Raw genomic sequence first — 25,323 nt, forward strand, 5'->3', positions numbered from 1 at the left:
GAAATTTGTTAAAACGCATAACAACTCACACTGAACAAATCTACCGCTATACGGCTGATTCGTTCAGCTCAGAAACAAATTTTTAGCTATTTAGCTTCAGCCTTTTTCACCTGCTGCCAATGTGCTTCCATTTCATCCAGCGTCGCTTCCTCCATGGTTTTACCTGAAGCTCGAACCGCATCCTCAACGGCGCGGAAGCGGCGTTCAAACTTACGGTTTGCGGCCTGCAAAGCATTTTCAGCCTTATGACCTAAGTGACGAGAAAGATTCACCGTAGCAAACAACAGATCGCCAATTTCCTCACCCAATTTTTCTTCGTCCACAACCGCCTGCTGTGCCTCATCCATCACCTCGTCGATTTCTTCATACACTTTGTCCAGCACAGGCCCTAAGGTATCCCAATCGAATCCTACGGCAGCGCAGCGTTTTTGGATTTTGTAAGCCTTCATCAGCGCAGGTAACGCGTTAGGAATATCATCCATGGAAGAGCTGAGATCTTTTTCTGCCCGCTCTTCAGCCTTACGCTGTTCCCAACGCGCCAAAGAGGCTTCCGCGCTCTCATGATGCTCAGTGGCAAACACATGTGGATGACGGCGCTCCAGCTTGTCGCTGATTGCGTTGCAGACGTCGTCAAAATTAAATAGCCCTTGCTCCTGCCCCATTTGAGCATAAAACACCACTTGGAATAACAGGTCGCCTAGCTCTTCACGTAAGTCTTTGAAATCTTCACGCTGAATCGCATCAAGCACTTCGTAAGTTTCTTCCAGTGTATAAGGCGCAATAGTGGCAAAAGTTTGCTTCTGATCCCACGGGCAGCCACGCTCAGGGTCGCGCAGGGTTTGCATGATAGTTAGCAGGCGTTGCATCGGGGAAGAAGTCATAGTGCAGCTCTCAGGTCGAATAAATAACCGCCACACAATGCGGCGGTTTCTGTGCTGACTATCTTACGGACTTAAGCTGAAGGGATAAAGTCACCGTTTTGGCGCGCTACCAGAGTTAAAATGCTATAGAGCGCCACCGGTTGCTGATGCTGATTCAGTACCTGCACATCCCACACCACCACGCCGTGCGGTTTGTCTTCAGCCGTTTTTTGTACTTTTTTGATTTTTTTCTTACAGGTTAATCGCACCTGAATGGTATCGCCGATTTTAACAGGTTCGATAAAGCGCAGGTTTTCCATGCCGTAGTTAGCAATCACCGGCCCCACTCCCGGATCGACAAATAACCCAGCGGCAGCCGAAACCACAAAATATCCGTGCGCTACGCGCTCACCAAATAGCGATTCTGCGGCACCGATTTTATCCATATGTGCGTAAAAATGGTCACCGCTCAGGCAGCCAAAATTAACGATATCCGCTTCAGTAATCGTACGACGCGCAGTCAGCAGACTTTCACCAATCGACAACTGTTCAAAATATTTACGGAACGGATGTACCTGTTCTTCTATCACGCTAGCACCGCGAACCCATTCGCGGCCAATCGACGCCAACATGCTTGGGCTGCCTTGGATCGCAGTACGCTGCATATAATGTTTTACCGCTCGCAAACCACCGAGCTCTTCGCCACCGCCCGCACGTCCAGGGCCACCATGCACCAGCATCGGTAATGGCGAACCGTGTCCTGTTGACTCCACCGCCGAGTTTCGATCCAAAATCAGCATACGACCGTGAGCGCAGGCCGTAGCGCGGATCACTTCCGCAGCGATTCGTTCATCAGCCGTCACCAGAGATCCGGCCAAACTCCCCTGCCCAAGCAACGCTAGTTCAATCGCCTGTTGTCTATTCTGATAAGGCATCAACGTTGCTACCGGCCCAAATGCCTCAGTGTTATGCACCGTTAGGTGATGAAAAGGATCGGCACAGTAAAGCAGGGTTGGTGGATAAAAGGCGCCATTTTCCGCACCGGTTCCAGTCAGTTTTAGAGCTGAAAGCGAGCCACCGCACAGCGGCTCACAGCCGTTATGCAGGAGGTCATCAACCTTTTCCTGCACATCGTCACGCTGTTCAAGGTTAATCAGCGCCCCCATGCGCACCTCTGGGTTAGCCGGATCGCCCACGGTCACGCCACTCAGGCGCTTAAGCAATGCGTGTTGTACGGCTTCCATTTGTGCTGCTGGGACGATAACGCGGCGAATAGCGGTACACTTCTGCCCCGCTTTAGTGGTCATCTCTCGCACCACTTCTTTAATAAAAATGGCGAACTCTGGCATATCTGGCGTGACATCTTCGCCTAAAATGCAGCAGTTAAGCGAATCTGCCTCCATGGTGAAAGCGATTGATTTTTCCAGCAATCGAGGATGTGAACGCAACGTCTTTCCCGTCTGCGCAGAGCCGGTGAAAGTCACCGCATCATGATAATCAAGATGCTCGAAAATATCGCCAATACCTCCACAGATCAGCTGTATTGCGCCCTCTGGCACCAACCCACTGTCAATAATCAGTTTAACCATCGCCTGTGTCAGCTGCGCCGATGCCGTGGCTGGTTTAATAATCGCCGGCATTCCCGCTAACCACGTCGGAGCCAATTTTTCTAGCATTCCCCAACAAGGAAAATTAAATGCGTTGATATGCAGTGCCACGCCTGGACGTGAAGTGAGAACATGACGAGCCGCAAATTGAGACTGTTTAGACAGGGGAATGAGTTCGTCTTCAGGCCACAGAGTATCGTCTGGAAGTTCACGCCCAGCTAAACCTGCATAGGCAAACAGCGTAGCAATCCCACCTTCGATATCTACCCAACCATCAGCGTGCGTGGCCCCTGTTTCAGCCGATATTTGATACAGCGATTCTTTGTTGGCTAACAGGTGTTTTGCGATCGCCTTCATCATTTGAGCACGCTGCTGGAACGTCATCGCAGACAGCGCTTTGCCGCCGATCTGACGGGCATAGTTCAGGCTGTCTTTCAGAGGCAATCCATCCGAACACACCTGATACAACGTTGTGCCACTCACAGCATGCTGGATCGCGCGCTCTTTCCCCTGTCCGTAAACCCAGGCACCTGAAATATAACTGGTTAACTGCTGCATCCCACCCTCCAAGCTTCACTTTAAGGCATATTTGTTAACGTAGATGTATCACATCATTTTAGCTATTTGCCAGTCATTATTTTAACAAAACAGAAACAATCCATATTCAAAGCCATACACCTTAATCATTCACACACCAAACAATAAAAATAAGACATTGTTATTTAATAACAAAAATAAACACCCTGTGAGCTGTACGACAAATAGCAAAAATAGATGTTTGATCTTTGTGTTATCAGGATGTAGCTTTTGAGTTATTGAAAGTGATTCGCAATTTAACTTAACATCAAAAATATTTGAATCATTAAGTGAGGACGTAATGACCCATAACGCCCAACATCAGGCTCTTTTCGATGAAAAAATTGCCGCTGATACGTCGATAGAAGCCAAAGATTGGATGCCTGATGCCTATCGACAAAACCTGATCCGCCAAATCGGACAGCATGCGCATTCCGAAGTTATCGGCATGCTGCCCGAAGCCAACTGGATCACTCGTGCCCCCAGTTTGCGCCGTAAAGCAGTACTGCTGGCAAAAGTACAGGATGAAGCAGGACACGGTTTATACCTGTACAGCGCGGCTGAAACTCTCGGCTGTTCACGTCAGGACATCTACCAAAAGATGCTCGATGGCAAAATGAAATACTCCTCTATCTTCAACTACCCAACGCCAAGCTGGGCCGACGTCGGTGTGATTGGCTGGCTGGTTGATGGCGCCGCTATCGTCAATCAGGTCGCACTGTGCCGAGCATCCTATGGCCCTTACGCCCGCGCCATGATCAAAGTGTGTAAAGAGGAGAGCTTCCACCAACGCCAAGGTTACGAAGCCGTGACCGTGCTGGCCAATGGCAGCGCAGAACAGCGCGCCATGTTGCAAGACTCCATCAACCGCTTTTGGTGGCCAGTGCTTATGATGTTCGGCCCCAACGACAGTGACTCCCCACACAGTGCGCAAAGCATGGCTTGGAAAATCAAACGCCACAGCAACGATGAGCTACGCCAAAAATTCGTGGATAACACCGTGCCTCAACTCGAAGCGCTTGGCATGACCGCGCCAGATAACGATCTGTGTTGGGACGAAGCCACCGGCCACTACCGCTTTGGTGAAATCGACTGGAGCGAGTTCTATCAGGTTCTCAAAGGTCAAGGTATCTGCAACTACGAGCGTCTTAGCGCTAAACGTCGAGCGTGGGAAGAAGGCAGTTGGGTACGCGAAGCCGCAATAGTTCATGCGGAAAAGTCCGCCATCAATACCACGGCGGCATAAACAAGGAACGCAACATGAATCAAGCACACTGGCCACTTTACGAAGTATTTGTCCGCAGCAAGCAGGGATTGGCGCATCGTCACGTTGGCAGTCTGCATGCCGCAGACGATCAGATGGCGTTGGAAAACGCACGTGACGCCTACACCCGACGCAACGAAGGCTGCTCAATCTGGGTGGTGAAATCAGAGCATTTAGTGGCATCGCAGCCGGAAGACCGTGCTGCATTTTTTGATCCGTCTGACGACAAGATCTATCGCCATCCGACCTTCTATACCATCCCTGACGGCATCAAAAATATGTAAGGCGCCAGCATGACTCATTCGAATCAAGATCTCATTCAATACGTACTGCGGCAGGCCGATACACCGCTGATTTTAGCTCAGCGTCTATGCGCCTGGTGCGGCCATGCGCCTGAGCTAGAGATTGACTTAGCCCTTTCTAACATTGGGCTAGATCTTCTCGGGCAGGCCCGCAATTTTTACAGCTACGCCGCGGAATTATCCGGTGAGGATATCGACGAAGATCGCTTGGCATTTGGCCGCGACGATCTGGAGTATCGAAATCTGCTACTGGCTGAACAGCCTAATGGCGGTTTTAACGACACGTTGGTACGCCAGTTTTTTCTCGACACCTACCATTTCCTCCTGCATCAGGGGCTGAGCCAAAGTCACGATCCTCGCTTGGCGGCTATTAGCGCTAAGTCGCTGAAAGAGGCGGAGTACCACCTGCGCTTTAGCCGCGGCTGGATGATTCGCTTAGGCGATGGTACCGAACTCAGCCAACAAAAAATGCAGCAGGCCATTAACGCGCTATGGCGTTTCACCGGCGAGCTGTTTTTCAGTGATGAACTTGAGCTGCAACTTGCCGAACAGGGCATCGCCGTTGATCCCGCGAGTTTGCACGCGCCGTGGCTACAGATCGTACAACAAACCCTGCAAGAAGCGACGCTACATCTCCCAGAAGAAGCGCCATACCGACGTGGCGGTAAGCAAGGGAAACACACCGAACATCTGGGATACATGCTGGCCGAGATGCAGTTTCTGCAACGCGCCTACCCCGATTGTCGCTGGTGATCCATTGGCGGTGAATAGGAGAACATCATGGAACTACGTCAGCCACTCGAAAACCTGCAATCGCCAGAGATCCATCAGATCTGGCAATGCCTACACGCGATCAGCGATCCCGAGCTACCAGTGCTCTCGATCACCGATCTCGGCATGGTGCGCGGCGTTACGCCTTTAAAAAAGGGCTGGCTGGTGACCTTTACCCCGACCTATTCCGGCTGCCCCGCGACCGAGTTTTTAATTAGCGCAATTCAAGAAACGCTGACCGAGGCGGGCTTTTCGCCAGTCAAGGTTGAAATCTGTCTGACGCCAGCATGGACCACCGACTGGATGAACGCCGAAGCCAAAAATCGGCTGCGGGAATATGGCGTTGCGCCGCCGCAAGGGCTGATCTGTGAAAAACCGTTATCTACCGAAACGGTTCAATGTCCTCGCTGCGGCAGTCACGACACTCAGAAGGTCAGCGAATTTGGTTCTACCGCTTGCAAAGCCTTATACCGCTGCAAGCAGTGTCTTGAACCGTTCGATTACTTCAAATGTATTTAAGAGGTCGATAAAAAAATGACCGTATTCCATCGTTTAAGCATCGCCGCCATAGAGCGAGAAACACCCGATGCCGTCGCCATCACATTGCTGGTGCCGGACGAACTAAAACAGCATTATCACTACAAACCAGGTCAACATTTAACCCTGAAAGCTGACTTGAATGGCGAAGAACTCCGTCGCTGCTACTCCATTTGTAGCTCTCCGCAGGAGGGTATCTTGCAAATCGGCGTCAAAGCCATTCATCAGGGGCGTTTCTCCACCTTCGTCAATCAACAACTTGCCGTGGGAGACACTCTCGAAGTGATGCTGCCGCAGGGACGCTTCGGCTATCAGCCCAGCGCCGAGCGTCGCGGGAATTACCTCGCCATTGCCGCAGGCTCCGGTATTACGCCGATGCTTTCGATCATCAAAACCACACTTTTGCTCGAAGCTGAAAGCGAATTCACCCTGATTTACGGCAACCGAACCAGCCGCTCGGTGATGTTCAAAGAGGCGTTATGCGATCTCAAAAATCGTTTTCCACAGCGCTTACACATTCTTTATCTGTTCAGCCAAGAAAGTCTGGATAGCCCGCTGCTGGGCGGCCGCATCGACAGCGAACATCTCAGCCGCATCGGTAAATCTCTACTCGACTTTAGCGTTTTTGACCATGCCTTTATTTGCGGACCTGAAAGCATGATGGACGATGCACAAACGACGCTAGAGGCAGCGGGAATGGCGGCGGCTCACATTCACAGCGAACGCTTCAATACCGCGGGCGTCAATGTCCGACCCGCCAACGTCAGTGAACGTGAACAAACTCTGGTAGCCATTCAATTGGATGGCCGTCGCTTGAATATTGCAATGAGCGCACAAGACGACAGCATTCTTGATGCAGCACTCCGCCAAGGCGCTGATTTGCCCTATGCATGCAAAGGGGGCGTATGCGCCACCTGTAAATGCAAGCTCAAAGCCGGCGAAGTGGAGATGGGCGTTAACTACAGTCTGGAACCCGATCAGCTCGCCGCCGGTTACATCCTCAGTTGCCAGTCGTGGCCAAAAGGCGACGGCGTGGTTCTCGATTTCGACGTCTGAGGAAAACCGATGAATAACGATTGGATCTTAAGCCACCAGCAGCAACGCGTATTAACTCTGACGCTTAATCGACCAGAGGCACGCAATGCCCTTAGTACCGAATGCCTCGAGCTCTTAGTTCAGCACTTAGAAACGGCCGATCGCAATGAAAGTATCGGCGCGGTTGTCATCACCGGCTCTGAGCACTGTTTCGCTGCCGGTGCCGATTTACGCGAGCTCCAACAGCAGACGGTTGCCAGCGCAATCATCGACCAACGCCCTCTGGTTTGGCAGCGTTTCAACACCATCAACAAACCGATTATCGCCGCGGTCAATGGCTATGCACTTGGCGCTGGCTGTGAGCTGGCGCTGGCCTGCGACATCGTAATCTGCGGAGAAAACGCACGCTTTGGCCTACCGGAAATCACGCTGGGGCTTATCCCCGGCGCAGGTGGCACTCAACGGTTACTGCGCAGCGTCGGGAAATCTCTCGCATCCCAAATGGTACTCACTGGTGAAGCGATTAACGCGCAACAGGCAATGGATTCAAAACTGGTTAGCGAAATTTGCGTTACCGAACTGACGTTAGAACGCGCCCAACAGATCGCCATACGCATTAGCCAACAGTCTCCGCTGGCACTGCGTGCCGCGAAATCAGCACTGAGAGCAGCCCAAGAAACTACGCTCACTCAGGGTCTTAATCTTGAACGTCAGCTGTTTGTTTCTCTGTCAGGCACAGAAGATCGCGCCGAAGGCATTGCGGCCTTTTTTGCAAAACGTTCACCAAAATTTAAAGGACGCTAGCCCTATGACCTCTTCAATAGAAATAGAAAACATGGTTTTGACTCACATTGAGGCGGGCGTTCTCACGATCACCTTGAATCGTCCCGATCGTTTAAACAGCTTCAACGATGAAATGCACGGTCAGCTCAGCGCCGCACTAAAAATGGCCGAACGAGATGAAAACGTGCGTTGCGTATTATTGACCGGTGCCGGTCGCGGCTTCTGCGCCGGGCAAGATCTTAACGATCGCAACGTCAGCGTGGAACAAGCTGCGCCCGATCTTGGCCTGTCTGTTGAACGTTTTTATAACCCGCTGATCCGCCGTATGACAGCCTTACCAAAGCCGATCGTTTGCGCCGTGAACGGCGTAGCTGCTGGGGCGGGAGCCGCCATTGCACTGGCCTGCGATATCGTCATTGCGAGCAACAACGCCAGTTTTATTCAGTCTTTTTGTCGTTTGGGCTTAGTTCCAGACTCAGGTGGAAGTTGGTTCCTCCCCCGTTTAGCGGGTCATGCTCGCGCCATGGGAATGGCGCTGTTAGGCGATAAAATCAGCGCCCAACAGGCGTTGGAGTGGGGAATGATCTGGCAGGTTGTCGAGTCTGAAGCGTTGGCCGCCCACACCCAAGAACTGGCTCAACGCCTTGCGACACAGCCGACCTATGGTTTGGGGTTGATTAAAAAAGCGATGTACAGCGCCGCCACTAATACCCTAGATCAACAGCTCAATTTAGAACGCGATCTACAACGCCTTGGTGGACGCAGCGAAGATTACCGCGAAGGTGTAAGCGCCTTTTTCCAAAAACGTCAGCCTGAATTTAAGGGGAAATAAGCATGTCATCTTCTCTCCTTCAAGGCCCCGTTGCCGTTATTGGCGCAGGAACCATGGGAATCGGTATTGCTCAAGTAGCAGCCGCTGCAGGGCATAACGTGTTGCTGTTTGATGTCAATGTCGAAGCCTCAACGCGGGCACTTACCACATTGCAACAACGGCTACGCCAGCGCGTCGAGGCAGGCAAAGCCGATGCCAATTACACCGAACAATTGCTCGAACGCATTCAGGTGGTTACCGCACTCTCTGAATTAGCACCATGCGCCTTGGCAATCGAAGCTATCGCCGAGCGTTTGGACGTTAAGCAAAGCCTATTCCGCGATCTAGAAGCGAGCTGTTCACAACAAACGTTATTTGCCAGTAATACCTCTTCGCTTTCGATTACCGCTATCGCCAGTGCGCTTAAACACCCACAGCGCATGGCAGGACTGCACTTCTTTAACCCCGTCCCAGTGATGAAGTTAGTTGAAATCGTGCGTGGGCTAGAAACAACGCAAGCAACGCTCAATCTATTACAGCAACTCGCTGTGGCATGGAAAAAGCAGCCGGTGATATGTCGGTCTGCCCCAGGTTTTATTGTTAACCGTGTAGCACGTCCTTTTTATGCAGAAACGCTCCGTGCGTTAGAGGAACAGGTTGCCTCTCCTGCCACGCTGGATGCTGCTTTGCGCGATGCCGGTGGATTTGCCATGGGCCCCTTGCAGCTCACCGATTTGATTGGCCAGGACGTGAATTATGCAGTGACTGAATCGGTCTTTCGCGCCTTTGGCCATGACCCCCGTTTTCAACCCTCTTTAGTACAACAGGAATTAGTCAACGCGGGTCACTTAGGGCGTAAAAGCGGTCGCGGATTTTACCGCTACGATAGCAGCTCGATACAAGAGTCGCCGGCGTTCTCCTGCATCGAAAACGGCTCTTTACCACAGCGAATTACCGCCCATGGATGCTGGTCTTCTCTGCCTCATTTTGCGGCGCTGTTGCAACAAAATGGGATCGCCATTGAAGAACAGAAAGAGAGTGCTGAATCGGCTCCTTTTTTACGCCTCGATGAAGTTACATTTATGTTATCAAAAGGTAAATTAAGTTCTGAAGTTGCCGAAGAAATGAGAACACCAGTGGTTCAGTTCGATCTCTCCGCGAACTATCAGCAAGCGTCAGTCATCACCATCAGTGCGGCCAGCTGTAATACGGCTGCGCAGACTGCGTTAGTGATTCGCTTCTTACAGTCACTAGGCAAGAACGTAATTGTGCTGCCCGATTATCCGGCGCTGCTGACTTTACGTACCGTCGCCATGCTGTGTAACGAAGCGTTAGATGCCCTGAATAAAGGGATCGCTAGCGCTGCAGACCTCGATTTAGCTATGTGCCGTGGAGTGAATTATCCGCTCGGGCCACTGGCTTGGGGCCAACAACTCGGATGGCAGCACATCCTCGCCACGTTAGAAAACCTAAATGCCTTCTATGCCGAGCCCCGCTACCGGCCAACATCGTTATTACGTCAATTAGCGGCGGGCTACGTTTCACTTTCTTTCTCGGCAACTCAGGATCTCATCCCATGAACGCTCTCTCTCCGGCTCAGTTGGCACAGCGTTGTGCCGAGCAGATGTTTACCCACGATACCTGCGCGCAGGCGATGGGGATGACCATCGACCGTGTCGACAGCGGCTTTGCTCAAGTCAGCATGACGATTATGCCAAATATGCTTAATGGGCATCAGACCTGTCACGGCGGGCAGTTATTCAGCCTTGCCGACACCGCTTTTGCCTATGCATGTAACAGCCAAGGTCTTGCCGCCGTTGCTTCAGGATGCAGTATTGATTTCATCCGACCTGGCTTTAGCGGCGATCGTCTAACCGCCTGTGCAGAAGTGCGCCATCAAGGTAACAAAACCGGCCTATACGACGTTGAAATCAGAAATCAGGACGGCAAAACCATAGCGTGGTTCCGTGGTCGTGCACACCGTCTTGGGCATACCCTTTTAAAACTGCAAGGAGAACAGCCATGAGTCAGGCTTTTATCTGCGACGGCGTTCGCACCCCGATTGGCCGCTACGCCGGTGCGCTAGCGAATCTGCGCGCGGATGATTTGGCTGCAATCCCACTTCAGGCACTTATGGTCCGTTATCCGTCGCTAGATTGGACGTGCGTGGACGATGTGATCTTGGGCTGCGCTAATCAGGCGGGAGAAGATAACCGCAACGTAGCGCGTATGGCCGCATTATTAGCAGGTTTGCCAACGACGGTTTCCGGTACCACCATCAATAGACTATGCGGCTCTGGCCTTGATGCACTGGCGTTTGCGGCTCGCTGCATCAAAGCTGGCGATGCGCAGCTCATACTGGCTGGCGGTGCGGAATCGATGACTCGTGCACCGCTCGTGATGGGTAAGGCTGACAGTGCCTTCAGCCGCCAAGCACAGATTTTCGATACTACTATTGGATGGCGTTTTGTTAATCCTCTGATGCAAGGCGCATTCGGGATCGATTCAATGCCGGAAACGGCCGAAAATGTCGCCGCACAGTTCAATATCAGCCGTGACGATCAGGACGCTTTTGCACTACGCAGCCAGCAACGTACGGCCATCGCTCAGGCTGCGGGCGTATTCGCTCAAGAAATTGTTCCTGTGATCCTGAATGGGAAAAAAGGCACCGAGATTCGCTTCACTCAAGATGAACATCCACGTCCTGAAACCACGTTTGAACAACTGCAAAAACTAAAAACACCATTCCGAATGCCGGGCAGCGTGACTGCAGGCAATGCATCTGGAGTCAACGACGGCGCAGCGGCACTGATTGTGGCTTCCGAATCGATGGCGCATACGCAGGGGTTAACGCCGCGAGCACGTATCGTTGCAACCGCAACCTGTGGCGTAGAACCGCGCATTATGGGTATCGGCCCTCTTCCTGCCACACGCAAAGTCTTAGAGTTAGCGGGGTTGAGCCTTAACCAAATGGATGTGATTGAGCTAAATGAGGCTTTTGCCGCGCAGTCGCTAGCCGTCATGCGCCAGCTTGGTTTGCCTGATGATGCCGAGCACGTAAACCCAAACGGTGGTGCCATTGCTCTGGGGCATCCTCTGGGCATGAGCGGAGCGCGTTTAGCGCTAGCAGCTACTTTTGAACTGGAACGGCGCGGCGGTCGTTACGCTCTTTGCACTATGTGCATCGGCGTAGGGCAAGGCATCGCCATGATTATAGAGCGTGTCTGATCTCTCCCTCTCTGTTCCCTACAACTCAGAGTCTGCGAGAGCTATTCAATACTAATAATATGACGATTAGGAATGGCCACATGACTAACCCTTTACCGCACATTGACCCGATTGAATTTGCTTCATGTGATGAGATTCAAGCGCTACAGCTTGAGCGTATGAAATGGACGCTGCATCACGCCTATAACAATGTGCCGATGTACAAACGTAAATTTGACGCCGCTGGCGTTCACCCTGACGATTTCCAGCAGTTGAGCGATATTGCAAAATTTCCTTACACCACTAAACAGGATCTTCGTGACAACTATCCTTTCGACACCTTTGCGGTGCCGATGGAACAAGTGGTACGCGTACATGCCTCATCAGGAACAACCGGACGCCCTACGGTGGTCGGTTATACCCAACAGGATATCGACAACTGGGCGGATATTGTGGCTCGCAGCCTACGTTCGGCAGGTGCAACGGCGAAGGATAAAATACACGTTGCCTATGGCTATGGCTTATTTACCGGCGGTTTAGGGGCCCATTATGGTGCAGAACGTCTTGGAGCGACCGTGATCCCCATGTCCGGCGGGCAGACAGAAAAGCAGGCCCAGTTGATCCTCGATTTTAAACCTGACGTGATTATGGTAACGCCGTCTTACTGCCTGACATTAATAGATGAACTCGAGCGAAAAATGGGTGGCGATGCGCGTGGCTGTTCCCTACGCTTAGGCATATTTGGAGCTGAGCCTTGGACTGATTCTCTCCGCACTGAAATTGAAACCCGCATGGGTATTAAGGCACTTGATATTTATGGCCTCTCTGAGGTGATGGGACCGGGCGTAGCGATGGAATGCGCCGAATATGCTGATGGCCCGACGATCTGGGAAGATCATTTCTACCCAGAGATCATCCATCCAGACAGCTGCCAAGTGTTACCCGATGGCGAAGCTGGCGAGCTCGTCTTCACCACCCTGACCAAAGAAGCGATGCCGGTGATCCGCTACCGCACGCGAGATCTGACTCGCTTGCTGCCGGGAACCGCGCGTCACATGCGTCGGATGGATAAAATCACCGGTCGCTCCGACGACATGTTGATCATTCGCGGCGTCAACGTTTTCCCATCTCAGCTCGAAGAACAAATAATGAAATTCCGCGAGCTATCGCCACATTATCAGTTGGAAGTCACTCGCAAAGGTAATCTGGATAACCTTTCGGTGAAAGTTGAGCTGAAGGAACCGAACGTACTCAATCACGATCAACGGTGCGATATCTGCCATCAACTCCGCCATCATATCAAATCGATGGTCGGCGTAAGTACACAGGTGAGCATCGTTAACTGCGGTGATATTCCGCGTTCGGAAGGAAAAGCAGTGCGCGTTGTAGATTGCCGCCAGCGCTGAGTGATGATGCTCAGCTCCTCGAGTTTGAGGGGCTGAGAGATTATCAATCGCGCCACAATTTTTCATCCGGTTATGCTACTGTGATGACACATCAAATACTGGCCGGTGGAAAATAATGGAACATAAAATTGACGAATTTATCCGTCATGCGCTGGATGCTCAGCCGATCAGCGGCACCTCTCTAATTATCTCTCTTTATGGTGATGCGCTGAGCCATCGAGGGGGAGAGGTCTGGTTAGGGAGCCTGAGTGCATTACTCGAACCGCTAGGCTTTGGTGATCGCTTTGTCCGTACCTCGGTTTTTCGCCTGCAAAAAGAGGGCTGGCTAGACGTTGAGAAAATAGGCCGCCGTAGCTACTACCGAGTAACGGAGCGCGGCATGAATCAATTTCGCCACGCCGAAAGTAAAATCTATCTGAGTGAACAGCCCGCGTGGGACGGTCAGTGGGATCTATTGTTGCTCGAGATGGCGAGTAAAACCGAGCGTGCGAGGCTGAAAAAAGCGCTGAGCTGGCTCGGTTTTGGCCAAATGAACGCAACGCTGATGGCCGCACCTGCACGTGAGCAAAATGACGTTCCCGCCATGTTAGGGGAGCTAAACGCCAGCGAATCTACCATTTATTTCCGCGCTGATTATCCCTATAACCGCTCAGAGCAAAGCCTCAAAGAACTGGTTTCAACCAGTTGGTCCTTGAACGAAGTGGCTGAGTATTATCACGAATTTATTACTTCGTTCCGTCCATTAATGGCTCTGCTTCGCGACGCAACAGAAGAGGAACTCACGCCGGAACGCTGTTTCCAACTGCGACTGCTGCTGATCCACTACTATCGCCGCGTGGTGCTTAAAGATCCTTTATTGCCAGATGCCCTTTTGCCCAATCAATGGGAAGGCCAAATTGCGCGCAACCTGTGTATTAATATTTATCAACGTGTTGACTCTCAGGCTACTCGCTATGTGAGTGAAAAAACAGAAACGACAATCGGTGAACTTCCCCAGCCTGCCGCAGCCTATTACCGCCGCTTTGGCGGACTGCCGCGAGAAAACTCTACACTCTGAGGAGAAAGAATAATGCCCGTGTATCAGATTGATGGCCTTACCCCCGTCGTCGACGCCAGCAGTTTCGTTCACCCGACAGCGGTGCTGATTGGTGATGTGATTATCGGAAAACGCGTCTACATCGGGCCAAATGCCAGTTTGCGCGGCGACTTCGGCCGCATCGTAGTGCAAGACGGCGCGAATATTCAAGATAACTGCGTGATGCACGGTTTTCCCCAACAGGATACCGTCGTAGAAGAAGATGGGCATATTGGTCACGGCGCAATTTTGCATGGTTGCCGAATTCGACGTAATGCACTGGTTGGTATGAATGCGGTGGTCATGGATGGCGCCGATATCGGTGAGAATACCATTGTCGGTGCTGCCGCATTTGTCAAAGCCGCCGCAAAATTTGATGGCAATAAGCTGGTCGTCGGCAGCCCTGCCCGCGTGGTGCGAGAACTCGGTGAACAGGAGCTAAGTTGGAAACGTGCGGGAACGCGTGAATATCAAGATCTGGTTATTCGATGCCAAGAAACATTGCGGGAAGTCGCGCCGCTGTGTGAAGAAGAACCCGATAGAAAGCGCTTGAGCTTTAGCGGCGATGTTGTGCCCAAAGGGCAAATTTAACATCGCCAATTGCGAACAGGCTTAAACGCAATAGTGCCAAGCCTGAATACAAGATAATGGCAGCTGAGCCCTAACACATACCTCTGCACCATTATGGCAATGTCTTCCCGATGTCCGGCCATTCGCTGAGCGGCATCGGTCGAGCAAAATAATATCCTTGGGCTTTTTGACATCCCATTGCCTGTAATTTATCCGCAACCTCAGCCGTTTCCACACCTTCAGCCACCAGCGGAACATTAAAACCATCGGCAAGGCGGATGACTGCCGAGACAATTGACTCATTGCGACTGTCTTCCAGCACGTCGCTAACAAAATCTTTATCAATCTTTAAGGTATCAAACTCAAGTTTGTGTAGATAAGAGAGGCTAGAGAAGCCAGAACCAAAATCATCAATCGATATAGAAACGCCCATTCCACGAATTGTTCTAATTGTGGTTGTCAGAATTTCGGTTTCTTTCATCATACTGGTTTCAGTAATCTCAATGGAAATATTGTGTGGTGCAACGTTGTGGCGTGCCAGCGTGCTAAACAGCGTATGAATAAAGTCGCGTTGCATCAGCTGTATTAACGAAATATTGATATGCACTTTGAAGTCGCTTGGCCACTCGCCGCCACTCAGCTTTTGGCTTATCTGCGCGCAGGCACTTTCAATCACCCAAGCGCCTAGCGGAACAATGAATCCGGTATCTTCCGCCAACGGAATAAACAGATCGGGGCCAACCATGCCAAGCTCAGCATTTCTCCAACGAATAAGACATTCGGCGCCTGTAATATTGCGCGTGGTTAAACTCACAATGGGTTGGAATACCAAGAAAAACTCGTTCAGCGACAGGGCACTCTTCAAATGACGCAGCATATTGATATTACGGATTTCCTCAGCACGAATATCTGAGTGGAACAACATGCTGTAGCCATTACCTTTACTGCGAGCGAATTTGAATGCGATATGCGCATCCATAATACTTTCGTTAAGATTCTCTGGACTCATCACGTCATGAACGAAGCCCGTATTCCCTGCATAAACTTGTCCATCAGTGTCGTGCTCGGTATCCATCCCTCTAAAGAAACGCTCGAATTTGTGCTGCTCGGATACACAGAAATCCTGTGTTTTTATTCCCGGATAGCAAATAATAAAACGTTCGTCAGCGTCTCTAGCCAGCCAAGTTCCAACAGGTAAAATAGTTTGTAGGTCATGGATAAAACGTAAAACAAAATCTTTACCGTATCTGCGACCTAAACTACTGGTGATAGTGTTGAAGTTGCTCAGTCCGACAATCGCCAGTAAACCAATCGTAAAATCACTCCGCTCTTCATAGCATTCACGCAGCTTGCCTTGTAATCCTCTACGCGTCATCAGCTTAGTTTCTTCATCGATATTAAGCTGTTCCTCAAGTTTAAGGAACATACCTTCTAACTCATCTGACATTTGCATAAAGGAAGAGTTGAGCACTCTGATTTCAGAAAATTGTGCCTGACTATTGAGCTGCGGCTTCCACTTTCTTCGCGCAATCAACGGTGCCTGTCGGGCAATATCTAATATCGGGTTGGTTACCATCGTGAGCAACTTCACCGCAATCAAGGTACCCACAGCAAAAATGATAAAGGAGAGAATAATAGTGATAATACGGTTACTGCGAAGGTCGCCGGTTAAATCATCCTGAGCCGACAGAATCACAATACGCCAGCCTGGCAAATTGAGGTTATTGCCTACAGGCATAACTTTTCCGAAAAACATCGAGCCATTAGACTCTATTCTCTCCACGTCACTCGGGCTATTTTGAAGTATTTTCACCGTTGACTTAATCAGCGGATCGCTTGAGTCCATCACCGAAAGCAGTCCACCGCCTTCTTGATCGGCAATACCAAAAGAAGTGTCAGAGATAAGAAAATCGTCTTTAGAGGACGCGATGATCTGATTAGAACCGTTCACAATGAAAATAACGTTGTTTTCATTCTCAGTAAGTTCCATCAGGTAGCGACTAAATCGACTCAGCCGCAGATCGCTAGAGATAACACCAATATAATGGTTATTTTTATCATAGGCCGGCGAGCTGTAAGAAATACTAATACCGCTGTCTGAATTGAAATCGCGATAGGCTTTTGTCCATGTCGCTTTCTTGCTTTCATTGACGTAGGAGAACCACGGCCTACGGCTAACGTCGTAATTAGCAATGCTTTCTCTAGGCGCCTCACTTTGCGATAACCCATTGTAAAAATTTAGTTTTCCTTTGGTTTCTCGCGACTTTAGAATTAAATATTCTTTATCTGTAACATTATTCCTACCAACACTGATATAGTGACCATCCTTCGTTCCCAGCGCCACCATACTCAGATATTTATCGCCCGAAAAAATTTGCCCCATGGTTTGTAGCAGCATGCTTTTAATGACGGGCATTTGATCGTTTGGATCACTAAAATCCATCGCCTTGAGCGAAGTTGCTACCGCAGCATTAGATTGCTTGGGCACATTGATATAGTGCTCAAGCATGCTTTTAACCGTTTCACCTTTTGACGTAATCACCTTCTCGCTCATACGGTTGAGAGCATGATTCTCCTGCTGAAATTGGAGATACAGGATAAATATGACCATAAACGTCGTAAAAAAAACGAACACGGATAGGACGATAGTTTTGAGGGAATAGTTCTCTATAAACGCCAATTTATTTTTTATCATGCAAACTAATGCTCAGAATGTGAACTGCTTCTTACCACGACTCTTCGACTCATATAAGTTAACATCTGCCAGTTTCATTGTCGTGCTAATATCGTCTGTAAATTTAGCGACACCAACAGAAACCGTCATTTTTGCAGTAACCTGCTCTGATATATACAAGCTTTCTCCGTTAATATCTTGCAAAATTTTCGTCGTGATGTGTTTGGCATCCTGTAACGAAGCATTGAATAGGAAAACCAAAAACTCATCGCCTCCCATTCTTACCACTATGTCGCTTGCTTTGATATTTCGTTGCATGATTTTCGTGCACTTATATAAGGCTTTATCACCAATGTCATGCCCATAACTATCATTGATGTGCTTGAAATTATCGATATCAATGGCCAGTACATAGTTTAATTTATTATGTTTTTTTATTTTCGGTATATATCTTCGATTATAGGCCTTTGTTAAATAATCAATATAGTAGTCTTTGTTCAATTTTTCGAAAACATCAATATAATAAAGACCATGCAACGTGCGAACGATTGAAATCAAGAACGGAATCATTATCAATAGTATTAATTTCCAATGAAACGCTGACTCTATATTACACAGTGACTCTTCTATTAGTATCCTAAAACACTGGGTATTTTGAGGGAACTCAATGATATTATCGTTACCGCCCTTGGCAGATATAACATGATTTAATAATTTATTAGAGGTGATCTCTTCACTTTCTTTGAGTTTTTCAGGAATATTATATTCATGCAGTAACTTGATATAGCTTGAATAGCTGAGCTGTAACGCTTGTCGTTCACTCTCTTTAAGCTGTTCATTATTTACCCTATCCTCCATGTTATTGAAAGATGAGGCCGCAAGAGAAATAAAGTCACTTCGTGCGTTTGAAAGCTTTAGCAGAAACTCTATTTGATTTACTGTTGTTTCTGTTTTGTAGTAGAAAAGAGTAAAGCAAGCTGCGCTAATGACAAACAGCATTACCGTGACAACATCTTGCCTTCGGCTTATTAGCCGAAAAAAGAAATTATCTGAACTCATAAGCTAAACCAGAATTCTCTCATGAGCACCTTCACCAAGTAGGATTATTCTCGTAATGCAAGATTTAAAAATCACGCACACCAAATAAGAACCTGATCATAATGTAGGTTGATATAATTATCCAATTAAGCATAATTTAATTATGCCAATTTAGGATGATTCCTAAAACATTGTTATTTTATGTTATTAGGAATATGACTACACATAACATTTTAGACGGCTAATATGCAGGGAATTAACAGTCTAATAAGGAATCGTTATTTTTATTAGCGAGAATATGCTGACAAGAGAATTATCTTAATATAAATAAGGCGGCATCCATGCCGCCCTATCACAGGATTACTTATCCGCTTTCCCACCATGTAAACGTCTAGCATCAATGACATCGGGTAGTTGGTTAAGCTTAGCCAGCACTCTGCTTAGTACCTGTAGATTATAAATCTCGATGTCCATATCTATTGTAGCTAGCTGTTTTTTGGTATCGCTGCGGCTGGCTACACCTAACACATTGACCTTCTCATTCGCCAGAATGGTCGTGATATCACGCAGTAAACCGCTGCGGTCGTTAGCCATCACACGCACCACAAGAGAGTAACCACTTGAGTAGCTTTCACCCCAAACGGCATCAATGATACGTTCAGGCGCGTGTGAACGTAGTTCGTTAAGCTGGTCGCAATCCGAACGGTGAATCGAAATGCCACGCCCCTGAGTGATGAAACCAATGATTTCATCTCCTGGAATCGGCTGGCAGCAGCGCGCAATATGGTGCATCAGGTTGCCAACCCCTTCAACGACCACCCGCCCACTACTTTTATCACTACGCGACTGAGACTGACCCTTTTGCGTCAGTTGCTTAAGCGCTTCACGGTCGGCTTCTTCTGCACTTGGCTTGTTAGTTTTGCCCTGCAAGAAGTTAACCATTTGGTTAACGCGAATATCACCACCGCCGATTGCCGCCAATACCTCATCCATTGAGTTGACGTTATAGCGAGGGATCAGCAGCTTCTCCGCCTCTTTCAAACTGATATCTAAGCGCTCTAACTCATCATCAAGAATTTGACGTCCGGCAAGGATGTTTTTATCGCGATCCTGCTTGCGGAACCAGTTGTGGATTTTCGCCCGCCCACGGCTGGTTGTGACATACCCAAGATTCGGGTTTAACCAATCACGACTTGGGTTAGGCTGTTTCTGGGTGATGATTTCGACCTGATCACCCATTTGGAGCTGGTAGGTAAAGGGTACGATGCGCCCACCTATTTTTGCACCAATACAGCGGTGTCCCACATCGCTATGGATGTGATAAGCAAAGTCCAGCGGCGTTGAGCCAGCCGGCAGATCAACCACGTCACCTTTTGGCGTAAACACATATACGCGGTCGTCGAAGACCTGACTACGAACCTCATCCAGCATTTCCCCGGAGTCAGCCATCTCTTCTTGCCATGCAATCAGTTTACGCAGCCATGCAATACGGCCTTCGTAACCAGAACGCCCCGCAACCTGAGGTCCTTCTTTGTATTTCCAGTGTGCCGCAACACCCAACTCCGCATCTTCATGCATCTGACGCGTACGGATCTGGATCTCCAGCGTCTTCCCTCTCGGCCCTAAAACGACGGTATGGATCGATTGATAGCCGTTAGGTTTTGGGTTAGCCACGTAGTCATCGAACTCGTTTGGCAAATGACGATAGTGAGTATGCACTATCCCTAATGCAGCGTAGCAATCCTGTAATCTCTCGACCACAATGCGCACCGCACGGACGTCAAACAGCTCATCAAACGCCAACGCCTTTTTCTGCATTTTGCGCCAGATGCTATAGATATGCTTTGGTCGGCCATAAATTTCGGCTTTTACGCCCTCTTTGGCCATTTCTTTACGCAGCGCTTCCACAAAGTTGTCGATGAACTGCTCGCGATCGATGCGGCGCTCATGCAACAGCTTAGCTATTTTCTTGTACTCGTCAGGATGAAGATAACGGAAGCAGAAATCTTCTAGCTCCCATTTTAACTGGCCGATACCTAAGCGGTTAGCCAGCGGCGCATAAATATTAAAACACTCTTTAGCGGCTAAAACGCGCTCTTCTTCTGGGGCATCTTTCACTTCACGTAGATGCGCGATACGCTCTGCCAGCTTAATAACCACGCAGCGGAAATCTTCAACCATCGCCAACAACATACGGCGAATATTATCCACTTGCTCAGACGCACCAGAGTCATTCTGCGTCGCTTTTAGCGCCCGAATGGCATCCATTTCCAGCACGCCGTGCACGAGGTTGGTGATCTCTTTGCCGAAGTCCTCTTCCACCGTCTCGCGGTCAATAACCTTGGCTTCCACCAGTGGAAACAGCAGCGCAGTACGCATGCTATCGTTATCCATACTGAGCGTAGAAAGGATTTCCACCATCTCGACCCCACGCCACAGCAATAGCGCGGCGTCAGGATGATCGGCTGTTTTTTGCTGACAATAACGCCAAGTTGCAGAAAGACGCTCACACGACTGCTGGTTCGACAGATTCAGGCTCTTCACCCACTCATCGAGGGCAAATTCACCAGCCGTATTCAGATGGGCACTTCTTACCGCAACCATATCCTCTCCCTTCTACTCATCAACTTGAGACGATTAAGACGCAACAAACAGCGCCATCGACTCTAAATGCCCCGTGTGGGGAAACATATCCAGCATTCGCACGCGTTCCATTCGATAGCCCGCGGCGATTAAAACTTTGCTGTCACGCGCAAGCGTGGTGGGGTTACATGAAACATACACCACTTTTTCCGGTGCCAGCTTTACAATGTGGGTCATCACACCAGTTGCCCCTGCACGAGCAGGATCCAGCAATACTTTTTCGAATCCAAGTTTAGCCCATGGCTGGCGAGTCACGTCATCCTCGAGATTGTGCTGGAAGAATTCGACATTATTCAGCGCATTAATATGAGCATTATACAGACCATTTTCCACCAGCGTAGCAACACCTTCTACACCAACGACCTGTTTTGCGCGTTTTGCTAACGGTAATGTGAAGTTACCCATGCCGCAGAACAAATCCAAAACGCGATCGGTAGATTTTACATCCAGCCATTCCAACGCCTGTGCAACCATCTGCTGATTAATCGCATCATTGACCTGAATAAAATCTCGAGGGCTAAAAAATAAGCGTAGCTCGTCTACCTGATAAAACGGCGATTCACCGCACAACTTAACCAATTCACCTTCGTTGCCCTGAAGGTAGATCATCACATCATGTTGTGCACCAAAATCGTGCAATCGCGCTAAGTCCTGCTCTTTCAGTGCCTCAAGATGTCGCAATACCAATACGCAGCCGTTATCCGCTTGCACTAATTCCACATGCCCCAACCGACGTACCGCTTTCATACCCGCCAAACACGCCTGCAGCGGTTGCAAGAGTGATGCCAGCGCGGGGACCAAAATTGGGCATTCTTTTACAGGAACTAAATCGTTAGATCCCGCCTGACGAAATCCCATAACCAGCTGCTGTTGCTTGGATAAGAATTGCAAACCTAAGCGCGCTCGGCGACGATAGCCGTATTCTGGTCCGCTAATCACTGACTCTGGTATGATATTTACCTCGGTTTCGCGGATAATGAGACGTTGTAAAGACGCTGATTTGCTTTGCTGCTGAAGTGGAGCACTGGCGTGCTGTTGTTGGCAGCCACCACATACGCCGAAATGAGGACAGCGCGGCATAACACGCTCTGGGCTGCGAGTGAGTAACCGCTTCAGTTTAGCGCGTGCAAACTGCTTTTTATCTTCGGTGAGGGTGACTTCAGCCTGCTCACTGGGCAAAAGGCCTGGAACGAAAATAGCCTTACCGTTGTGGCGCGCCACGCCCTGACCAAAGGGGTCAAGGTCGTTTGCCGTCACAGTTATCGTTTGTCGGGTCGCCATGCGGCGCCCCGGAGAGTAAAATTGAGCCATGTTCTGCCGATTCGTTGTTTGGTTTAGCTTTTGCTAAGAATGATATCTGCCACCAATTCTCCCACATTGGACCCACATGACCAAATACAGCCTGCGCGCGCGCATGATGATACTGATTCTAGCCCCCACGTTATTGATTGGTTTGCTACTCAGTACCTTCTTCGTTGTTCATAGATACAATGAGTTACAAGGACAGTTGGTTGATTCTGGTTCCAGTATCATAGAACCCCTCGCTGTCGCGAGCGAATACGGCATGACCTTCCGCAGTCGCGAATCGGTGCGTCAGCTCATTGGGTTATTACACCGTCGCCATTCAGATATCGTGCGCTCTATCGCGGTGTTTGACGATAACAACGATCTGTTCGTCACCTCGAACTATCATCATAACTATTCTCTGCTCCAGCTCCCCAAAGGGGTGCCGATGCCGAACGACCTAATGCTGTCTAAGCATGGGGACTCGCTGATTCTACGCACACCGATTATTTCTGAAGATCGATTCATTGATGCCACCAGCGCCGAAAACCCTCATCTTGGCTATATCGCCATCGAACTGGATCTTCGTTCTGTGCGCTTACAGCAATACAAAGAGGTCTTCGTTGCCACGTTATTGCTGGTGATATGTATGTGTATCGCGCTGCTGTTTGCCTACCGCTTAATGCGTGATGTGACCGGACCAATTCGTAATATGGTTAACACCGTTGACCGTATTCGACGAGGGCAGTTGGATAGCCGCGTAGAAGGACACATGCTGGGCGAGCTTGATATGCTCAAGAACGGTATTAACTCTATGGCGATGTCGCTTACGGCTTACCACGAAGAGATGCAGCAAAATATCGATCAGGCAACGTCAGACCTGCGCGAAACGCTGGAACAGATGGAAATACAAAACGTTGAATTGGATCTCGCCAAAAAGCGCGCACAGGAAGCAGCAAGAATTAAATCCGAGTTTCTGGCAAATATGTCACATGAGTTGCGTACACCGCTCAACGGGGTTATTGGCTTTACTCGTCAGGTTCTCAAAACACCGCTCAATGCGACGCAAAGCGATTACTTACAGACCATAGAACGATCTGCGAACAATCTTCTTACCATCATCAACGACGTGTTGGACTTCTCGAAGCTGGAAGCCGGAAAGTTGGTTTTGGAACACATACCTTTCCTGCTGCGTGAGACCGTAGATGAAGTCACCGTGCTGCTCGCCCCTAGCGCGCACGAGAAAGGGATTGAACTCACGCTGAATATTCGTAATGACGTTCCTGAGCACGTTATTGGCGACCCAATGCGTATACAGCAAGTCCTTACTAACCTCCTTGGCAATGCCATTAAATTTACCGAGAAGGGCAATATCGACATTCGCGTTGAACTACGCAGCGCAACGCCTCATCAGGTTGAGTTAGAAGTGCTCGTGCATGATACCGGTATAGGGATTTCAGAACGCCAGCAATCACAGTTATTCCAAGCATTTCGTCAGGCGGATGCCAGCATTTCTCGTCGCCACGGCGGAACCGGTTTAGGCTTGGTCATTACGCAAAAATTGGTTAATGAAATGGGCGGCGATATTAGCTTCCATAGCCAACCCAATAAAGGCTCCACCTTCTGGTTCCATATTCAGCTAGAGCTTAACCATAATGCACCGCAGAGCCATTTCCCTATGCAGCGGTTGGCTGGGCAAAAGCTGCTGTATATCGAATCAAACCCTGTGGCGGCGCAATGCACATTGGATTTGTTACAGGCCACACCGCTCGAGGTGAGCTATAGCCCGCTGCTCGCTCAGGTTATTCCTGACTCTCATTACGATATTCTTCTCGTTGGTCTACCAGTTAACTTTACCTCGCACGATTCACAAGGGGAGGAAAAGTTGCGAAAAGCCCTTTCTTTAGCCGATCGCGTCATTCTGGCGATGCCCAGCCATACGCTGCTAGATAGCGATGAGCTTAAAATGAGAGGTATTCGAAGCTGCCTATCCAAACCACTAACGAGTAATCGGCTGCTGCCCATTCTGCTAGATAACAGCCTGCCTAAGCGAGCTCCCGTCGTGATAGATCACAATGCTGAGCGTCTCCCGCTTTCCGTGATGGCGGTCGATGATAATCCAGCAAATCTGAAGCTTATTGGCGCCCTACTTGGCGAACTGGTTGAGCAAACCATTCTCTGCAACAGCGGCGAAGAAGCTATTGCCAAAGCTAAGGAGCATCGACTGGATATCATCCTAATGGATATACAGATGCCAGAAATGGATGGCATCCGTACCAGCGAGCTGATTCGAAAACTGCCACGTTATATCGATACCCCGATTATTGCCGTTACCGCCCATGCGATTAACGGTGAGCGTGAGCGCCTACTTCGCGCCGGAATGGATGATTATCTGGCCAAACCTATCGATGAAAATATGCTGCGCCAACTGCTGGCACGCTATTACCGTAGCCCTGAAATCCAAGACGAAATGATATCAATGCCGGCAATAGAAGCCGATAGCGATCTCACTCTTGATTGGGATATGGCGCTCAGACAAGCGGCTAACAAAGAAGATTTAGCCCGTGATTTATTACAGATGCTGCTGGAATTCCTGCCGCAGGTAAAAACGCAGGTTGAAGCGGCACTCAGCGGTCATCAAGACGCCTCTATTGTAGACGTTATCCATAAATTACATGGAAGCTGTAGCTACAGCGGTTTACCCCGTCTGAAGCGGTTATGTCGTTATATAGAACAGCAACTACGCCATCAAATCGCCGTGGGTGACCTAGAGCCTGAGTGGATGGAGTTGCTTGACGAAATCGCAAACGTAGAGCAAGCGGCAAGGGAAAAGCTAGCCAATTGATATATTGGCGAAAAGGTATCCCCAAGATCGAAGGG

The 25,323-nt window shown here is 49.5% G+C and carries 20 protein-coding genes; 14 read left to right on the forward strand and 6 right to left on the reverse strand.

Annotated elements, in window-relative coordinates; all coding sequences use genetic code 11:
• Positions 1-86 precede the first annotated feature (86 nt).
• A complete protein-coding gene (gene mazG / locus M988_RS14730; protein ID WP_020303890.1) occupies positions 87-881 on the reverse strand; it encodes a nucleoside triphosphate pyrophosphohydrolase in 795 nt (264 codons plus the stop codon).
• A gap of 71 nt (positions 882-952) precedes the next feature.
• Positions 953-3,025, reverse strand: a complete 2,073-nt coding sequence (gene paaZ / locus M988_RS14735; protein WP_064574711.1) for a phenylacetic acid degradation bifunctional protein PaaZ — start codon at positions 3,023-3,025, stop codon at positions 953-955.
• 319 nt (positions 3,026-3,344) lie between these two features.
• Between paaZ and paaA the strand changes: the two genes are divergently transcribed.
• The 13 genes from paaA to paaY all read left to right on the forward strand — a co-directional run bounded on the left by paaA (position 3,345) and on the right by paaY (position 14,825).
• Positions 3,345-4,289, forward strand: a complete 945-nt coding sequence (gene paaA / locus M988_RS14740; protein ID WP_039187244.1) for a 1,2-phenylacetyl-CoA epoxidase subunit PaaA — start codon at positions 3,345-3,347, stop codon at positions 4,287-4,289.
• 14 nt (positions 4,290-4,303) lie between these two features.
• The gene (gene paaB / locus M988_RS14745) at positions 4,304-4,591 is read left to right on the forward strand and encodes a 1,2-phenylacetyl-CoA epoxidase subunit PaaB (protein WP_004847152.1); all 288 of its coding nucleotides are present in this window, start codon (positions 4,304-4,306) and stop codon (positions 4,589-4,591) included.
• A gap of 9 nt (positions 4,592-4,600) precedes the next feature.
• Positions 4,601-5,362 (forward strand): 1,2-phenylacetyl-CoA epoxidase subunit PaaC, encoded by a 762-nt coding sequence (gene paaC / locus M988_RS14750; RefSeq protein ID WP_064574713.1) that lies wholly within the window; start codon positions 4,601-4,603, stop codon positions 5,360-5,362.
• 27 nt (positions 5,363-5,389) lie between these two features.
• Entirely contained in the window at positions 5,390-5,899 is a 510-nt protein-coding gene (gene paaD / locus M988_RS14755) for a 1,2-phenylacetyl-CoA epoxidase subunit PaaD (RefSeq protein ID WP_039187249.1), read from the forward strand.
• A 15-nt stretch (positions 5,900-5,914) separates the two neighbouring features.
• Positions 5,915-6,973 carry a 1,2-phenylacetyl-CoA epoxidase subunit PaaE gene (paaE, locus tag M988_RS14760; protein ID WP_061060323.1) on the forward strand — a complete coding sequence of 353 codons (1,059 nt, stop codon included), beginning with the start codon at positions 5,915-5,917 and terminating at the stop codon, positions 6,971-6,973.
• A gap of 9 nt (positions 6,974-6,982) precedes the next feature.
• Positions 6,983-7,756: a 2,3-dehydroadipyl-CoA hydratase PaaF gene (gene paaF / locus M988_RS14765; RefSeq protein WP_064574715.1), complete on the forward strand. Its 774-nt coding sequence runs from the start codon at positions 6,983-6,985 to the stop codon at positions 7,754-7,756.
• A 4-nt stretch (positions 7,757-7,760) separates the two neighbouring features.
• The gene (paaG, locus tag M988_RS14770) at positions 7,761-8,567 is read left to right on the forward strand and encodes a 2-(1,2-epoxy-1,2-dihydrophenyl)acetyl-CoA isomerase PaaG (RefSeq protein WP_039187259.1); all 807 of its coding nucleotides are present in this window, start codon (positions 7,761-7,763) and stop codon (positions 8,565-8,567) included.
• A gap of 2 nt (positions 8,568-8,569) precedes the next feature.
• Positions 8,570-10,126 (forward strand): 3-hydroxyacyl-CoA dehydrogenase, encoded by a 1,557-nt coding sequence (locus M988_RS14775; RefSeq protein ID WP_064574717.1) that lies wholly within the window; start codon positions 8,570-8,572, stop codon positions 10,124-10,126.
• Positions 10,123-10,572 carry a hydroxyphenylacetyl-CoA thioesterase PaaI gene (paaI, locus tag M988_RS14780; protein ID WP_008812651.1) on the forward strand — a complete coding sequence of 150 codons (450 nt, stop codon included), beginning with the start codon at positions 10,123-10,125 and terminating at the stop codon, positions 10,570-10,572. The genes M988_RS14775 and paaI overlap by 4 nt, the downstream gene beginning before the upstream one ends.
• A complete protein-coding gene (pcaF, locus tag M988_RS14785) occupies positions 10,569-11,774 on the forward strand; it encodes a 3-oxoadipyl-CoA thiolase (RefSeq protein WP_064574719.1) in 1,206 nt (401 codons plus the stop codon). The genes paaI and pcaF overlap by 4 nt, the downstream gene beginning before the upstream one ends.
• Before the next feature lie 80 nt (positions 11,775-11,854).
• Complete coding sequence (gene paaK / locus M988_RS14790) at positions 11,855-13,159, forward strand: phenylacetate--CoA ligase PaaK (protein ID WP_039187269.1); 1,305 nt, start codon at positions 11,855-11,857, stop codon at positions 13,157-13,159.
• Between the two features lie 115 nt (positions 13,160-13,274).
• Positions 13,275-14,216: a phenylacetic acid degradation operon negative regulatory protein PaaX gene (gene paaX / locus M988_RS14795; RefSeq protein WP_008812648.1), complete on the forward strand. Its 942-nt coding sequence runs from the start codon at positions 13,275-13,277 to the stop codon at positions 14,214-14,216.
• A 12-nt stretch (positions 14,217-14,228) separates the two neighbouring features.
• A complete protein-coding gene (gene paaY, locus M988_RS14800; protein WP_039187273.1) occupies positions 14,229-14,825 on the forward strand; it encodes a phenylacetic acid degradation protein PaaY in 597 nt (198 codons plus the stop codon).
• Between the two features lie 91 nt (positions 14,826-14,916).
• Here paaY and M988_RS14805 read toward each other — a convergent pair whose 3' ends face one another.
• From M988_RS14805 to rlmD, 4 genes are all read right to left on the reverse strand, one after another.
• The gene (locus tag M988_RS14805) at positions 14,917-17,346 is read right to left on the reverse strand and encodes a bifunctional diguanylate cyclase/phosphodiesterase (protein ID WP_224452301.1); all 2,430 of its coding nucleotides are present in this window, start codon (positions 17,344-17,346) and stop codon (positions 14,917-14,919) included.
• 165 nt (positions 17,347-17,511) lie between these two features.
• Positions 17,512-18,537: a GGDEF domain-containing protein gene (locus M988_RS14810; RefSeq protein WP_061060328.1), complete on the reverse strand. Its 1,026-nt coding sequence runs from the start codon at positions 18,535-18,537 to the stop codon at positions 17,512-17,514.
• A gap of 339 nt (positions 18,538-18,876) precedes the next feature.
• Entirely contained in the window at positions 18,877-21,120 is a 2,244-nt protein-coding gene (gene relA / locus M988_RS14815) for a GTP diphosphokinase (RefSeq protein WP_064574723.1), read from the reverse strand.
• 33 nt (positions 21,121-21,153) lie between these two features.
• Positions 21,154-22,470, reverse strand: coding sequence for a 23S rRNA (uracil(1939)-C(5))-methyltransferase RlmD (gene rlmD / locus M988_RS14820; protein WP_064574725.1), 1,317 nt, complete (start codon positions 22,468-22,470; stop codon positions 21,154-21,156).
• A 76-nt stretch (positions 22,471-22,546) separates the two neighbouring features.
• Here rlmD and barA point away from each other — a divergent pair, with 76 nt between their 5' ends.
• Complete coding sequence (gene barA, locus M988_RS14825; RefSeq protein ID WP_061060330.1) at positions 22,547-25,288, forward strand: two-component sensor histidine kinase BarA; 2,742 nt, start codon at positions 22,547-22,549, stop codon at positions 25,286-25,288.
• Positions 25,289-25,323 lie beyond the last annotated feature (35 nt).

It is taken from the genome of Hafnia paralvei ATCC 29927 (assembly GCF_001655005.1).
GTDB lineage: Bacteria > Pseudomonadota > Gammaproteobacteria > Enterobacterales > Enterobacteriaceae > Hafnia > Hafnia paralvei.

Excerpts from the sequence above, each read along its gene's own strand:
- paaG (WP_039187259.1), top strand. The coding sequence starts at position 7,761 with ATGACCTCTTCAATAGAAATAGAAAACATGGTTTTGACTCACATTGAG.
- barA (WP_061060330.1), top strand. The coding sequence starts at position 22,547 with ATGACCAAATACAGCCTGCGCGCGCGCATGATGATACTGATTCTAGCC.
- paaZ (WP_064574711.1), bottom strand. The coding sequence starts at position 3,025 with ATGCAGCAGTTAACCAGTTATATTTCAGGTGCCTGGGTTTACGGACAG.
- paaE (WP_061060323.1), top strand. The coding sequence starts at position 5,915 with ATGACCGTATTCCATCGTTTAAGCATCGCCGCCATAGAGCGAGAAACA.
- paaK (WP_039187269.1), top strand. The coding sequence starts at position 11,855 with ATGACTAACCCTTTACCGCACATTGACCCGATTGAATTTGCTTCATGT.
- mazG (WP_020303890.1), bottom strand. The coding sequence starts at position 881 with ATGACTTCTTCCCCGATGCAACGCCTGCTAACTATCATGCAAACCCTG.
- paaY (WP_039187273.1), top strand. The coding sequence starts at position 14,229 with ATGCCCGTGTATCAGATTGATGGCCTTACCCCCGTCGTCGACGCCAGC.
- rlmD (WP_064574725.1), bottom strand. The coding sequence starts at position 22,470 with ATGGCTCAATTTTACTCTCCGGGGCGCCGCATGGCGACCCGACAAACG.
- paaI (WP_008812651.1), top strand. The coding sequence starts at position 10,123 with ATGAACGCTCTCTCTCCGGCTCAGTTGGCACAGCGTTGTGCCGAGCAG.
- paaD (WP_039187249.1), top strand. The coding sequence starts at position 5,390 with ATGGAACTACGTCAGCCACTCGAAAACCTGCAATCGCCAGAGATCCAT.
- relA (WP_064574723.1), bottom strand. The coding sequence starts at position 21,120 with ATGGTTGCGGTAAGAAGTGCCCATCTGAATACGGCTGGTGAATTTGCC.
- paaA (WP_039187244.1), top strand. The coding sequence starts at position 3,345 with ATGACCCATAACGCCCAACATCAGGCTCTTTTCGATGAAAAAATTGCC.
- paaX (WP_008812648.1), top strand. The coding sequence starts at position 13,275 with ATGGAACATAAAATTGACGAATTTATCCGTCATGCGCTGGATGCTCAG.
- paaB (WP_004847152.1), top strand. The coding sequence starts at position 4,304 with ATGAATCAAGCACACTGGCCACTTTACGAAGTATTTGTCCGCAGCAAG.
- M988_RS14810 (WP_061060328.1), bottom strand. The coding sequence starts at position 18,537 with ATGAGTTCAGATAATTTCTTTTTTCGGCTAATAAGCCGAAGGCAAGAT.
- paaC (WP_064574713.1), top strand. The coding sequence starts at position 4,601 with ATGACTCATTCGAATCAAGATCTCATTCAATACGTACTGCGGCAGGCC.
- paaF (WP_064574715.1), top strand. The coding sequence starts at position 6,983 with ATGAATAACGATTGGATCTTAAGCCACCAGCAGCAACGCGTATTAACT.
- M988_RS14775 (WP_064574717.1), top strand. The coding sequence starts at position 8,570 with ATGTCATCTTCTCTCCTTCAAGGCCCCGTTGCCGTTATTGGCGCAGGA.
- pcaF (WP_064574719.1), top strand. The coding sequence starts at position 10,569 with ATGAGTCAGGCTTTTATCTGCGACGGCGTTCGCACCCCGATTGGCCGC.